We start from the raw sequence: 13,851 nt of genomic DNA, 5'->3' as shown, positions 1-13,851 counted from the left end.
ATCGATCATAGCATCGCGACGCGCGCACCCTGCCCTTGCCGCGACGTGGCGCGGGAAGGCTCAGAACATGTGCTTGTCGATGCCGAGCTGCGACAGGATCTTGCTCGCGATCTCCTCGATCGAGGTGTGCGTGGTGCTCTGCACGGGGATGCCGTCGCGGCGGAACAGCTTGTCGGCAAGCTCGAGTTCGCGCTTGCACTGCTCGAGCTTCGCGTAGCGGCTGCCCGGCCGGCGCGCCTCGCGCACCTGGGCGAGGCGCTGGGGATCGATACTGAGGCCGTAGAGCTTCTTCTTGTGCGGCACGAGGCGCTTCGGGAACTCGAGGTTCTCGAGGTCCTCTTCGGTGAGCGGGTAGTTCGCGGCCTTCACGCCGTAATGCAGCGCCATGTACAGGCAGGTCGGCGTCTTGCCGACGCGCGAGACGCCGACCAGGATCACGTCCGCGTCGTCGTACCGCACGTCGATGCCGTCGTCGTGGGTGAGCGCGTAGTTGGTCGCGTTGATGCGCGCCTCGTACTCGTCGAAGTTGGTCAGGCCGTGGGCCTTTCCGACGCGAGGCGAGCGCGAGGTGCCGAGCTCCTCCTCGAGCGGCGCGATGAACGGCGCGAACACGTCGAGCATGAGCGCGCCGCTGGTCGCGACGATGTCGCTGAGGCGCTGGTCCATGATCGTGTTCACGACGATCGGCCGCAGGCCGTCCTGTGCCTGGGCGATCCGGATGCGCCGCGCGGCCTGCTCGGCCTTGTCCTCGGCGTCGACGAACGGGATGCGGTAGGTGTCGAGCTCCACGCCTTCGAATTGCGTCAGCACGCTGTGGCCGATCGTCTCGGCGGTGATGCCGGTGCCATCGGAGATGAAGAAGACGGTGCGGCGCATGGGCACTCCCACGGGATGTCGGCGCACAGTCTATGCAATCGCGGCCGGCGCGACACGCCTGCCGCGCGGAAGAAAACGCCTGCATCGCCCCCGGTGCGATGGTCGCTGCACGCTCGTCGTACCGACCGTGCAGCCCCCTCACCGTGCCGGCATCCCGCCGGCGATGCAGGCACCCGACGTCATCCGGGCGGGAATCCCGGACAGCTCAGCGCCGGGGGGAACACGTAACGCTCGCTGGCGATGTCGAACGTGGCCTCGAACGGCACGCTCGCGGAGCCGTTCGCGAGCGTCGCGGTGACGGTGGCGCGCACGCGACCGTCGGACAGGTCACCGAACGTGATCGAGGCCTGGCCGAGCAGGCCCGCGATGAAGCTGCCGCTGACCGAACCGAGCTGCGAGATCTGCACGATGTCGCCGCCGATGCCCGAGGCGTCGACACCGATATCCAGGCGCAGGAACTCGAAGGCATCGCCTTCGCGCATCGCGCTGATCGTGATGCTGCGGCCACCATCCGGGCGGTCCTGGTGGATCGCCCAGTTGTTGCCGGGCGCGTCGAGGTCGTAGTCGGTCGTGACGCCACCGGCGGTGGCATGGACCTGACCGTCGCCCAGGCCTTGCGTGTTGACGGGCAGCACGCCCTGCCAGCGCACGGCCGCGAACGTGCCGAGCCGGTCGACGAACTGCTGCACGCCGCCTGCGCTGTGCCGGCAGGCCTCGATGAGCACGAGGCTGTCCTCGTGTGGCACGAGCACGGCGAAGCCGCCGCGACGGTCGTCCTCGCGCGGTATGCGCACGCTCGGCGCCTGCGCGAACGCGACATCGTCGGGAGTGAAGCGGAACGCCGGGCCGGCCACCTCCATGTCGAACGGTGCCGGCGGCGCGACGTCGAGGCGCTCGATGCCGAACACGGTCGGTGCATCGACCGCGCCGGCTGGTACGTCGAGTTGCGCACCGCACAGGCGCACGCTGCCGCCTTGTGCGTCGATCGTGGCCTGCACGGGTGCGCAGCCGTCGAAGCCGTCGAACATCACGATCGGGTCGGTCTGGGCCGATGCGTGCAGACCGAAGGAGGCCAGCAGCGCGGCGCCGATCATGCCGCCGCACGGGCGGCGGGAAACCTTCATCCTCATCGTGCTGCCCTCAACGTGCGGGCGCGATGACGAGGTTGTCGATCATCACGCGCGGTGCCGTGTACTCGTTGCCCCAGCGCGCGTAGATGTGCAGCGTGTCGAAGGTCGCGCCATCGACCGTGAACGTCGTCGTGGCGAGGCGATCGCGGTCGAGCGGATTGCCGCTGCCCGCGATCGTGAGCGAATCGCTCGCGACGACCACGCCGTCGAGCAGCGCATCGACGTGCAGCACGATGCCCTCCCACGGACCCCACTCGTAATAGAGCATCTGCAGGCTCGCCGAGGTCGCCGGAGCGTCGAGATCGAGCCACGCGCTCGACAGTGCGCCGATCGAGAGGTTGGGCCCCTCGACGAACGAGTCGCCGAAGGTCAGCGTGTTCGGCGAGCTGCCGAACTGCGGGAAGTCCGCGAACAGCGCGGTCGCATCCTCGACGATGAACTGGTTGCCGAGCGCATTGTTGCCGGTGCCGGGACCGAACACCTCGCCGTCCGGGTACACGCCCGAGACCTCGTTGACCTCGCGGTAGCCGACGCCGCCGTACTGGAAGCTCGCGCCCTGGAAGCCCTCGACGAGGTCGTCGTAGGTGCTGACGTCGCCGACAGGCACGATCTCGTCGAAGCCGTCCGCGAAGATGCGGTCGGTCGGCACCTCGGGCACGATCGTGCCGAACACGTGCATCCCGCTCAGCGTGCCGAATGCGACGACACGGCCGTCACCGGTCGCGCGCAGGCGACGCGGCACGAAGCCGGCCAGGCTCGCTTCGCCGACCAGCACGGGTGTCGCGGGCGAGGAGATGTCGAACGCCTTGAGACCGCCGGCCGCGTCGGCGTACCACGCACGGTCGCCGTGGATCGCGACGCGCGCATCCGCCCACTCGGCCGCATGGCCGCCGAGGCGTGTCGGACTGTCCGGACGCGAAAGATCGAGCAGGTACAGGCCGGTCGGGCAGCCGACCGCCGCGATCGCGCCCTGCGCGTCCAGCTCGATGTCGCGCGCGGAGTAGCCACCGGGATCGGCGCAGCCGTCGTTCCACGTCGTCACGCGCGTGGGTGCGTCGGGATCGCTCACGTCGACGACGTGCACGCCAGCGAGTTCGTCGGCGATGTAGACGTGGTGGCCGTGCACCTGCACGCGGTTCACGCCCGGCACCGCGAGCGAGCCGCGCAGCGTCGGCTTCTCGGGAATCGACACGTCGACGACCTGCAGGATGCCGCCGTTGGTCATCGTGCCGAGGTAGACGAAGTTGCCTTTCGCGGCGATCGCGGAAGCGTACGGAAACTCGATGCGTCCCAGTTCATACGGACGCTCCGAGGCGATGTGCGTGACGATGAGGCCGTAGCCCCAGGCCGCGAGGTAGGCGCGATCGCCGTCGACCGCGAACTGCTCGAAATCGCGCTGGTTGAGGGCCATCGGCAGGGCTGCATCGAAGCGCTCGAGCGGCGCGAACGTGACCTTGTCGGCCACGCCGATGCCGTAGTTCTCCTGCAGGATCAGCGCCTTGTTGCCGCGCAGGACGATGTCGCGCGCGACCGCGCCGCCCGTCGGCGTGGCGACGCTGGTCTCCATCGGCGACAGTGGGTCCTTGCTCACGTCCAGACGCACGAAGCGGTCGGTGCTGGTGAGCACGAGCGCGCCGTCCTCGACCGGCGTCACCGAATCGGCGCCGAGCGTCATGATCGGCGAGTAGCCGACCGTCACCGGCACCATGGGATTGCCGATGTCGTGGATCGCGATCTCGGCGAAACCGAGGCCGTAGGCGTAGTTGCCGAACAGGAAGCCGTCGGTCGCGGCGTCGGTATCGATGCGGCCGAGCGCCTGCGTCGCCTGCGGGTCGGTGACGTCGTAGAGGCTGAACTTGGCGCCGAAGGCGGCCACGTAAGGCAACTGCACGCGGCTGCGGAAGTTGTCGATCTGATCGCCGTTGCCGCAGTCGCTGGCCAGGATGAACTGGGGTGCCGACGGCGTTGTCACGTCGAGCATCGTGCACACGTGCACGGGTTCCGAGGACACGGTCTTGCCGGTCACGAAGATCCGGTTGCCGGCCACCTGGCTGCGCGCATACGGCACCGGCGTGCGGAGCAGCCTCGTGAAGGTAGGATGCAGCGGATTGGCGGCAAGATCGCCGAAGTAGATGCCATTTTCGGCGTCGAAGATATAGAGATAGCCGTTCGCGGCCGCGAGCGTCCAGAGGTTCTTGTAGGACGAGAACGTGTAGTCGGAAAACTGGTTCGCGAGCACCGGCACGCCGTCGCTGCCGAGCGTGTAGACCGCGACGCCGCCGGTGTCGTCGCCGGCCTGCCAGCTCGCGTAGAGATGGTCGCCCCACTTCGTCAGACCGCGGATCTGGCCGTCTGCCGGCGTCATCGCCGTGCTGCCGAGGAGCACAGGAGCCGCAGGATCGGTGTAGTCCCACGTGCTGACGATGCGTCCGCTCGGGACATGCACGCGCGTGCCGTCGACCACGGGATCCTGCAGCGCGCCGCCGTGGACACCCGCGAACGGGAGCTCGCCCGTGCCAACAGGCGCCGCCTGGGCGGCGGGCACGGCACCGAGCATGGCCGTGATCAGGAGCGGGAGAAGCTTCTTCATGGTGTCGGGCGACCTCGGATGTCGGGGAGCGGGATGCCGGGCCGGCGGGACCGGCCGTTGCCATCCGACTGTCGCGCGGACGTCACGAAGACGCATTCGGGATCGATTCGCGATCGATGCGGGGACGATTCGTCCGGTGATTCCCTTTGTGCGACAAGGGCCTGGCGATCGATGCGGCGTCGATGCTCAATCGATGCGCGGCGCCGGCAAGGCCCGCTCGCCGGCCAGTTGCAGGACGCGCTCGGTCGAGCGCTGCCAGGCGTCGACGCGGTCCTGCGCGCGGTAGAGCTGGGCCTGCGCCCAGGCCGCGCGCAGGTCGCGGTCCGCCCACGGCGCGATGCGGCCGACAACGGCACTGGCCTGGTCGATCTCGCCGCGTTCGAGCAGCGCGGCCACATAGCGCTCGGCGACCTCGACGAGATCGTCGGGGATGCCGAGCGAACCCGCGAGCATGAAGGCCGAAGCGAACTGCGCGAGCGCGGCCTCGTCGGGTGATCGTGCCCAGGCCTGCTCGGCCTGCGCGAGCGCCGCGTGCACGCGACGCCAGGGATTCGGATGGGCCTCGATCCACGCGACGAGCGCGGCCGTTTCGGCTTCCGCCGCATCGAGGCGACCGAGCTGGCGCAGGCTGCGCAGGCGCACGGTCCAGGTGCTCACGTAGAGATCGGGGCTGTCGTCGGCGAACGTCGGCGCGAGGGAGGCCTCGGTACGCGCGACGGCGTCCTCGTGACGACCGCGAGCGGCCAGCGCGATGCCCGCCAGTGCGCCGGCACGGGCGCGGATGTCGGCATCGTCCTTCGGATCCGCTTCGATGGAGATGCGCGAGAGCAGCACCTCGGCCTCACCGAGCCGGCCCATGCCGATCAGCACGAAGGCCTTGGACAGCACGAGGCGCCAGCGCATGCGCGGATTGCCGGTGTGGGTCTCGGGCGGCCAGCAGCTCTGGATCGTCTCGAGCGCTTCGGCGAGGTCGAGCATCTGCAGGCGCACGCCGACCAGCGCGAAGCGCACATAGGCCAGTTCCTCGCGCGCACCGAGCGAGGCGATGCGCGCCTCGGCACCGGCGAGGATCGGCAGGGCCTGCGCGGGACGGTAGTTGCGTGATTCGACGAGCCCGAGGTTCATGTCGACCTGGGCGAGCCCGAGCGCGTCGCCGGCCGCCTCCATCTCGACGCGTGCACGACCGAGGTCCGCAGCCGCCTCGTCGAGGCGCTCCTGTTGCGAGGCGATGGCGGCCCGCCCGGAATAGGCGGCAGCCAGCGCGAGCGGATCGTGTGCGGGCTCGAGTACGCGCACCGCCTCGGCATAACTGTCCGCGGCGCCCGCGGCGTGCCCACGACGGAAGCGCACCGCACCGAGCGAGCCGAGCACGCGGCCGCGAAGCGCAGCCGACGCATCCGCAGGCAAGGCATCGACGAGCGCGACCAGCCGCACCTCGGCGGCGGCATAGTCACCGCGCCCCTGATCGATCTGGGCCAGGCGCAGCGCGATCTCGGGATGCGCCCTCACCTCGTCCGGCGCTTGCGTGATCAGGTGCAGGGCGAGATCGAACTGGTCGGCCAGCAACGCCGCCCGCGTGCGCTGCAGCAGCTCCTCGAGCGCGATCGGACGCGGCTGCTCGCCGTTGCGCGGCGGCTCGCGACCGAGGCGCACGAGCAGCAGGTCGGTCGCGGCACGCGTCGCCTGCAGCACGTCGCCGGACGACGCCTCGACATCCGAGACCTGGCCGTCACGCTGCACGTGCAGGCGCACCGTCCATTGCCCGTCGCGCACGCGCGCGCTCGGCGCGATGCGCAGCGTGCCGGTCGGCAGGTCGCGCGCGTTGCCGTCGGCGCCGAGCATCGCGAACACGCTTTCGCTCGGCGCGGCCGGCACGCCGGCTTCACGCAGACGGTGGCCGACCACGTCGATGAGGCCGACGCGCAGCCAGCTCCAGTCCGACGAGCCGGGGACATCCGCCGGCAACACGAGCGCCGGTGCATCCTGCGCGTCGGCAGCGGGTGTCGCGACATCGCCCTGCGGCATCGCGTCGCGCCCCGACCACCATGTCGCGGTGACGATCGCGACCACCAGCACGAGGATGACCGCGACGGGCATGCCGCGATGGCGCCGCCGCGCGCGCACACGCGCATCGCCCGGGTCGGAAGCCTCCGCCACCGGACCCGCTGCAAAAGACGCTTCGTCGGCCTCGCCTTCGACAGGTGCAGCGACAGGTTCCGGCGAGGCGGCGACGTTCGCCTCGACGACCTCGCGCGTGTCCTCGATCCAGCGGTAGCCGAACCGCGCGATCGTGCGGATCGCGCCGTCGCTGCCACTGTCGCCAAGCGCGCGGCGCACGCGCAGGATGGTCTGGGCGAGCAAGGTGTCGGCAACGTCGGTACGGCCCCACACCGCGGAAATCAGCTCGTCGCGGCCGACCGCGCGCTCGCGATGCTCGACGAGGTAGACCAGGCAATCGAGTGCGCTTGCCGGCAGCACGACGAGCTCGTCGCCATCGTGCAGCTCGCGTGCAGCCGGATCGAGCCGGAACGTGCGGAAGAAGTAATGCCGTGTCGCCATCCGGCAAGCGTAGCAGGCGCTACCGTGCGCCGACCCCGGCCATTCGTTGCCGCGATGCCGCGCAACCCACGCACGCAGGGCACCCCGCCTTTCGCAGGCCTGCCGCGAAACGCCGACGCGACGCCGCCTGGTGGCGTCCCGACCTGCCACGACACCACTCGGGACCGATGCTGCGCAGCCGCAGCCGCGACCACGCTTCGCTTGCCCCCCACGGCGCAAACACCGAAAATCCCGTGGATGACGCGGCAGCCCGCGCCGCGCCCGCCTACCCCGCTTCCGGAGACTGTCTTGAGCGAACTGGTCCTGTGGCTCGATGCCTTGCGTTTGTCCGACCTCGGCAAGGTCGGCGGCAAGAATTCCTCGCTCGGCGAGATGATCGGCAACCTCGCCAAGCTCGGCGTCTCGGTGCCGGGCGGTTTCGCGACCACGGCCCACGCCTTCCAGCAGTTCATCGCGCAGAGCGGTCTCGCCGAGCGCATCCAGCAGCGCCTCGCCACGCTCGACGTCGAGGACGTCGCCGCGCTGACCGCGGCCGGCACCGAGATCCGCCAGTGGGTCATCGACACGCCGCTCATCCCCGAGTTCGACGCGGCCGTGCGCGCGGCCTACGCGGAGCTGTGCACGAAGGCCGGCGGCACCGACGTCGCCGTCGCGGTGCGCTCCTCGGCGACCGCCGAGGATCTTCCCGACGCCTCGTTCGCGGGCCAGCAGGAGACGTTCCTCAACGTCACCGGCGCCGACGACGTGATCCACAAGGTCAAGGAAGTCTTCGCCTCGCTCTACAACGACCGCGCGATCGCCTACCGCGTGCACCACGGCTTCAAGCACGAGGACGTGTTCCTGTCCGCCGGCGTGCAGCTCATGGTGCGCTCGGACATCGGCGCCTCGGGCGTGCTCTTCACGCTCGACACCGAGTCGGGCTTCCGTGACGCGGTGTTCGTGACCGGCAGCTTCGGCCTCGGCGAGATGGTCGTGCAGGGCGCGGTCAACCCGGACGAGTTCTACGTCTACAAGCCGACGCTCGAGGCCGGCAAGCCGGCGATCCTGCGCCGCCAGATCGGCGCCAAGCAGCAGCGCATGGTCTATTCGGACAAGCCCGGCGAGCGCGTGCGCATCGAGGAGACGCCGGCCGCCGACCGCGCGACGTTCTGCATCAGCGACGACGACGTGCACGAGCTCGCGCGCCAGTCGCTCGTCATCGAGAAGCATTACGGCCGCCCGATGGACATCGAGTGGGCGAAGGACGGCGCCACCGGCAAGCTCTACATCGTGCAGGCGCGCCCGGAGACCGTGAAGTCGCGCGCCAAGGCGACCCAGATCGAGCGCTTCCAGCTCAAGCAGCGCGGTCCCGTGCTCGTCGAGGGCCGCTCGGTCGGCCAGAAGATCGGCAGCGGCGTCGCGAAGGTGATCCGCTCGATCAAGGACATGGACCGCGTGCAACCCGGTGACGTGCTCGTCGCCGACATGACCGATCCCGACTGGGAGCCGGTGATGAAGCGCGCCGCGGCGATCGTCACCAACCGCGGCGGCCGCACCTGCCACGCCGCGATCATCGCGCGCGAGCTCGGCGTGCCGGCGATCGTCGGTTCGGGCAACGGCCTCGAGTCGATCCCCGACGGCACCGTCGTGACGGTGTCGTGTGCCGAGGGCGACACCGGCTTCGTCTACGAAGGCCAGCTCGAGTTCGAGCGCATCACCGCCGACCTCGGCTCGATGCCGCCCGCCCCGCTCAAGGTCATGATGAACGTGGCCAACCCCGAGCGCGCGTTCGATTTCGCGATGCTGCCGCACGCGGGCGTCGGCCTCGCGCGCCTGGAGATGATCATCGCCAGCCACATCGGCGTGCATCCGAAGGCGCTGCTCGAGTACGACAAGCAGGATGCCGAGACGAAGAAGCGCATCGACGAGCGCATGGCCGGCTACGCGGATCCCGTCGCGTTCTACGTCGACCGCCTCGCCGAAGGCATCGCGACGATCACCGCGGCGTTCGCGCCGCAGCCCGTGATCGTGCGCCTGTCGGACTTCAAGTCCAACGAATACGCCAACCTCATCGGCGGCACCAAGTACGAGCCGCACGAGGAGAACCCGATGATCGGCTTCCGCGGCGCCAGCCGTTACGTCGATCCGAGCTTCGAGCCCGCGTTCGAGCTCGAATGCCGAGCGATGAAGAAGGTGCGCGAGACGATGGGCCTGCGCAACGCGTGGGTCATGATCCCGTTCGTGCGCACGCTCTCCGAGGGACGCAAGGTGGTCGAGGTCCTGGCGAAGTACGGCCTCGAGCAGGGCAAGGACGACCTCAAGATCATCATGATGTGCGAGGTGCCGTCGAACGCGCTGCTCGCCGACGAGTTCCTCGACATCTTCGACGGCTTCTCGATCGGCTCCAACGACCTCACCCAGCTCACGCTCGGCCTCGACCGCGATTCCAGCATCGTCGCCCACCTGTTCGACGAGCGCGATCCGGCGGTCAAGAAGCTGCTCTCGCTCGCGATCCAGACCGCGAAGAAGAAGGGCAAGTACGTCGGCATCTGCGGCCAGGGCCCCAGCGACCACCCGGACCTCGCCGAATGGCTCATGGACGAAGGCATCGAGTCGGTGTCGCTCAACCCCGACACGGTCGTCGACACCTGGCTCAAGCTCGCCAAGCACAAGGCCGGCTGACGAACCGGCGTCGCGCGGCATCGTGCCGCGCGACGCATCGCCTGCCTCGCGTCGCAGAGGCAGGCGACCGCACCACGTGACACACATCCCGCCGTGAATGGCCCGGCCGCGGGATCGTCATCGCTCCGTCACGCGATCTTCATGCCGATGCAACACGCGCACGCCAGCCTGCGCGTCCGCGCGGCGACGTCGCCGTGCGCCACGCCGCCCGGAGACGCCATGCGCAACGTCCTGCTCGCCCTCGCCTGCCTGTTCGCATGCGCGCCGATCGCGCACGCCGCGTCCTACGTGCCGCTCGAACAGCGCCTGACGCCGCAGCAGATGGACGAAACCGGCCTGTCTTCGCTGACCGCCGCACAACGCGCCGCGCTCGACGCGATCCTGCGCGGCGAGGCCGATGCGTCGGTCACCGCGAATGCCGTCGCCTCCCCGTCGGCCACCACGCTGCCGGCCGGCGCGCCGCCTCCCGCCGCCCGCGGCACCGGCCCGCGCATCGGCCTCGACGACGAACCGATCGCCGCGCGCGCTATGGGCACGATCGCAGGCTGGGAACCCGGCACCGTGTTCACGCTCGACAACGGCCAGCGCTGGGTCGTGCTCAAGGGCAAGGTCACGCTCAAGGCACCGCGCGAGAACCCCGAGATCCTCGTGATCCCCTCGATCGCGGGCCGCTGGTTCCTGCAGGTCGACGAGAACCTGCCGAGCGCGCGGGTTTACCTGGTGGAGTGACGTTTGCGCGCTGCGCAAGGCGACGGACACCGGATTCAATCAACGCTACTAGGCTGGGCGAATGCCAACGACCCGCGGCCATCCTTTGCATGACCCTCAAGCGATGCTGTGTTGGAGCCGGGGGATTCTTGCGCTTGTGCCTTCGGGAGTTGCAGACCACACATGCTGCAACGATATTCGCACGCGCGTTGCCGCCACCATCCACGCGAGCAAGCAGATGCTCGGCACTGCATCTCAAGACCGAGAAACAGCGAAAGCGGGAAGACGCAACACCCAATTCTTCGGGCGACAGTCTCCACATGGGTAGATTGCAGTAGTAGCAACGCCCGTCCTGAGTGGAGAAAGCAGCGTCCCGGGCATTTCTGATAGTGGCCATACTGGCTCCATGGTTGAGGTGAGTTCCCGGACATCTGATGGTCAGAATGCGTCGGGCACCTGCAGCCATGAGCTGAGTCAGGCACTACACCGGGAGACATGGCCCCAGTCGGCATGTGCGTTCTATCGGCAAATCCAATCTCATGTCAACAGCACATGAGGATCGCTCGTAAACAATCACGATCAAATCTTCACTACTTATCATCCTCGCCCGGGGACAGCTCAAGTTCGACAGTGCCACGCCCGTCCGACTGCGTGAACGTGAACGCGAAATCGAGTCGGAACGGCATCGGCGTCTCGACGATCTCCACTTCCATCGCGGCGAACGCACTGCCCGCTCCCGTCACGCGGCGTCGCTCGACGAGCGTGGTGTAGTGCCACGAGTCGGCAGCGGTCCGGATGCTGCGCATGAACGCTTCGGTCTCGAGTGAGTCGTCGTCGGCGAGCGGGCGGACCTCGGCGACCTCGCCTTGCGCATCGAAAATGAGCCTTGCAGCGATCGTGCGTGGAGGAAGGCGCTGCGCCAGCAATTCTGCAGGATACGCAGGCATCGGATTCTCGCCGGCCGGCATGGGCTTGGTGTAGGTCACATCGCCTGAATGCCGATAGCGCTCGTCCGCAGGCGCGGCGAGTTCGTGCGCCTGGACGCTCGAATGTTGACCGTGCGCTCGCTCCGGCCTCGATCCCACGCCGCTGCACGCTGCAAGGACGCTGGCCGACACGGCGACCAGAAGGCATCGCGCAGGTCTGAACGGGATCATGTCGTCGAACCTCCCTGTCTGCTCGTCGTACCATCGGCACTGCGCTTCTTGTCGAGGCACGCGCTACGTGCGTTGCACGGCGGGCCCCGCGTGCCATCTCACCATGTCCGACGATCCCGTGTCATGCACCGAAGCGCACGGGTTGCGGCGAATCCGTCGGCGTGCTGAACGCCCACGCGGGTTTTCCCTGATCCCTCTGGCGGCACGTGCACGGGCATCCTAGGCTGGCCCCACTGTCGCCTTCGGAGAACCCGCATGAGATGGATCACTGCCCTGCTCGCCCTCACCCTCGTCGCCTGTGGCACCTCGGGCCAGGTTCGACAGAGCTACGCCTCGACCTCGAACGACCGCTTCACCTACGAGATCGTCAACACCGGCGGCATGACCGACGAGGCGCTCGGCATCTTCCGCAAGCAGCTCGATGCCTCGCTGACCGCGGCCGGCAAGCTCGCCACCGGTGCAGGTGCCGGCATCAAGCAGGTCAAGATCGACGTGCGCACGTATCGCATGCGCCACGGCGCGACGCGCGCGATGGTCGGCATCATGGCCGGCCGCGACAGCATCGAGAGCACGGTCGTCGTGACCGACGACAAGGGCCTCGTGCTCGGCCAGATCGACATCGACTCGAAGAACAGCACGGCCTGGGGCACCTCGGGCGGCCTCATCGAGGGCCATGCCGAGGAGATCGCGGCGTTCGTGACCGGCACGAAGCGCTGACGACGCGCGGTCCGATACGGGTCCAACACGGGGTCAGGTTCATTTTTTCATGCATGCGACAGGCGTTCGCGTGCCGACTCGGGAAAAAATGAACCTGACCCCAGATTTGAGGTTGCCCCCACCTTTGAGGTGACGCGCGACACCACGTCGCGCGCCACACCGACCTCACCACGCCGTAGGCTTGGGATTGCGCTCGTTGAAGTCGCGCTGGTGCCAGTACGGGTAGATCGGCGTACGCTGGCTCGCGGCGTCGAGCGCGGCGACGTGGGCGGGATCGAGTGTCCAGCCGAGTGCACCGAGGTTCTGCCTGAGCTGTTCCTCGTTGCGCGCGCCGATCACGATGTTGGCGACGCTCGGGCGCTGCAGCAGCCAGTTGAGCGCGATCTGCGGCACGCTCTTGCCGGTGTCCTTCGCAACCGCTTCGAGCGCGTCGACCACCGTGTAGAGATGCTCGTCGTCGACGATCGGGCCGCCCTGCGCGCCACCGCTGCCGATGCGCCCGTTCGACGCGGCCTCGCCACGGCGGATGCGTCCGGTGAGGCGCCCCCAACCGAGCGGACTCCACACCATCGTGCCGAAGCCCTGATCGAGCGCGAGCGGCATGAGCTCCCACTCGTAATCGCGGCCGATCAACGAGTAGTAGCCCTGGTAGGCGACATAACGTGCGAGGCCATGGCGCTCGGAGGTCGCGAGCGCCTTCATGACGTGCCAGCCCGAGAAGTTCGAGCAGCCGATGTAGAGGATCTTGCCCGCGCGCACGAGGTCGTCGAGGGCGCCGAGCACTTCCTCGGCCGGGGTCAGCGCGTCGTAGCCGTGCAGGAAGTACAGGTCGATGTGGTCGGTGCCGAGCCGGCGCAGGCTCGCCTCGACCGCCTTGACGATGTGGTAGCGCGACGAGCCCTTGTCGTTCGGTCCCTTGCCCGTCGTGAAGCTGCCCTTGGTCGATATCAGCACATCGTCGCGGCGGCCCTTGATCGCCTGGCCGAGGATCTCCTCCGATGCACCGGACGAGTACACGTCGGCCGTGTCGAAGAAGTTGAGACCGGCCTCGAGGCAGACGTCGACGAGGCGCGTCGCCTCGGCGACGTCGGTGCTGCCCCATTTGCTGAACATGTTGCCGACGCCACCGAAGGTGCCGGTGCCGAGGCTCAGGACGGGGACCTTGAGGCCGGAGCGGCCGAGTTGCCTGTGTTCCATGGGAAATCCTTCGTCGTGACGTGAATGCGGGTGCAAGAGCGCCGCGAGGCGCTTCGCGCCGACGTGGTCACGCCTTCGCATCGCCTCAAGGGACGTGCGACGCCATGCCGCCGACGCGCTCCGGCATCGGCGATGCGTGACACGCTTCAAAGGCTTCCCACGCGCGCCTTGGAGCCCCGCAGGACGCATGCTAGCGTCACCGGGCGTTGCATGGCGGCCCGTGACCGCGGGCCTTCCAGATCACTCCCGGGGATTC

Annotated in this window: 9 protein-coding genes; 3 read left to right on the top strand and 6 right to left on the bottom strand. The window is 68.6% G+C overall.

All coding sequences use genetic code 11. The features are described 5' to 3' along the window. Window positions 1-60: 60 nt before the first annotated feature. The 4 genes from ppsR to ACQQ2N_RS16215 all read right to left on the bottom strand — a co-directional run bounded on the left by ppsR (window position 61) and on the right by ACQQ2N_RS16215 (window position 7,155). Window positions 61-876, bottom strand: coding sequence for a posphoenolpyruvate synthetase regulatory kinase/phosphorylase PpsR (ppsR, locus tag ACQQ2N_RS16230; RefSeq protein WP_440222615.1), 816 nt, complete (start codon window positions 874-876; stop codon window positions 61-63). Window positions 877-1,055: 179 nt separating this feature from the next. Further along, window positions 1,056-2,000: a hypothetical protein gene (locus ACQQ2N_RS16225; protein WP_440222614.1), complete on the bottom strand. Its 945-nt coding sequence runs from the start codon at window positions 1,998-2,000 to the stop codon at window positions 1,056-1,058. Window positions 2,001-2,016: 16 nt separating this feature from the next. Then, window positions 2,017-4,596 (bottom strand): LVIVD repeat-containing protein, encoded by a 2,580-nt coding sequence (locus ACQQ2N_RS16220; protein WP_440222613.1) that lies wholly within the window; start codon window positions 4,594-4,596, stop codon window positions 2,017-2,019. Between the two features lie 186 nt (window positions 4,597-4,782). Next, a complete protein-coding gene (locus tag ACQQ2N_RS16215; protein WP_440222612.1) occupies window positions 4,783-7,155 on the bottom strand; it encodes a winged helix-turn-helix domain-containing protein in 2,373 nt (790 codons plus the stop codon). A 288-nt stretch (window positions 7,156-7,443) separates the two neighbouring features. On the opposite strand from ACQQ2N_RS16215, the gene ppsA reads away from it, so the two are divergent. Together ppsA and ACQQ2N_RS16205 are read left to right on the top strand one after the other, a co-directional pair. After that, window positions 7,444-9,816, top strand: a complete 2,373-nt coding sequence (gene ppsA / locus ACQQ2N_RS16210; protein WP_440222611.1) for a phosphoenolpyruvate synthase — start codon at window positions 7,444-7,446, stop codon at window positions 9,814-9,816. A gap of 219 nt (window positions 9,817-10,035) precedes the next feature. Continuing rightward, window positions 10,036-10,545 (top strand): hypothetical protein, encoded by a 510-nt coding sequence (locus ACQQ2N_RS16205; RefSeq protein ID WP_440222610.1) that lies wholly within the window; start codon window positions 10,036-10,038, stop codon window positions 10,543-10,545. A gap of 569 nt (window positions 10,546-11,114) precedes the next feature. On the opposite strand, the gene ACQQ2N_RS16200 is transcribed toward ACQQ2N_RS16205, so the two are convergent. Beyond that, on the bottom strand, window positions 11,115-11,642 hold the full coding sequence (locus ACQQ2N_RS16200) for a hypothetical protein (RefSeq protein ID WP_440222609.1): 528 nt from the start codon (window positions 11,640-11,642) through the stop codon (window positions 11,115-11,117). 294 nt (window positions 11,643-11,936) lie between these two features. On the opposite strand from ACQQ2N_RS16200, the gene ACQQ2N_RS16195 reads away from it, so the two are divergent. Then, a complete protein-coding gene (locus ACQQ2N_RS16195) occupies window positions 11,937-12,398 on the top strand; it encodes a DUF4410 domain-containing protein (protein WP_440222608.1) in 462 nt (153 codons plus the stop codon). Window positions 12,399-12,563: 165 nt separating this feature from the next. On the opposite strand, the gene ACQQ2N_RS16190 is transcribed toward ACQQ2N_RS16195, so the two are convergent. Beyond that, window positions 12,564-13,595, bottom strand: a complete 1,032-nt coding sequence (locus tag ACQQ2N_RS16190) for an aldo/keto reductase (protein WP_440222607.1) — start codon at window positions 13,593-13,595, stop codon at window positions 12,564-12,566. Window positions 13,596-13,851: the final 256 nt, after the last annotated feature.

Source organism: Dokdonella aquatica, assembly GCF_051987395.1.
Classification (GTDB): domain Bacteria; phylum Pseudomonadota; class Gammaproteobacteria; order Xanthomonadales; family Rhodanobacteraceae; genus Dokdonella.
This window is presented reverse-complemented; position numbering and strand designations above follow the sequence as displayed.

Excerpts from the sequence above, each read along its gene's own strand:
- ppsR (WP_440222615.1), bottom strand. The coding sequence starts at position 876 with ATGCGCCGCACCGTCTTCTTCATCTCCGATGGCACCGGCATCACCGCC.
- ACQQ2N_RS16225 (WP_440222614.1), bottom strand. The coding sequence starts at position 2,000 with ATGAAGGTTTCCCGCCGCCCGTGCGGCGGCATGATCGGCGCCGCGCTG.
- ACQQ2N_RS16220 (WP_440222613.1), bottom strand. The coding sequence starts at position 4,596 with ATGAAGAAGCTTCTCCCGCTCCTGATCACGGCCATGCTCGGTGCCGTG.
- ACQQ2N_RS16215 (WP_440222612.1), bottom strand. The coding sequence starts at position 7,155 with ATGGCGACACGGCATTACTTCTTCCGCACGTTCCGGCTCGATCCGGCT.
- ACQQ2N_RS16205 (WP_440222610.1), top strand. The coding sequence starts at position 10,036 with ATGCGCAACGTCCTGCTCGCCCTCGCCTGCCTGTTCGCATGCGCGCCG.
- ACQQ2N_RS16195 (WP_440222608.1), top strand. The coding sequence starts at position 11,937 with ATGAGATGGATCACTGCCCTGCTCGCCCTCACCCTCGTCGCCTGTGGC.
- ACQQ2N_RS16190 (WP_440222607.1), bottom strand. The coding sequence starts at position 13,595 with ATGGAACACAGGCAACTCGGCCGCTCCGGCCTCAAGGTCCCCGTCCTG.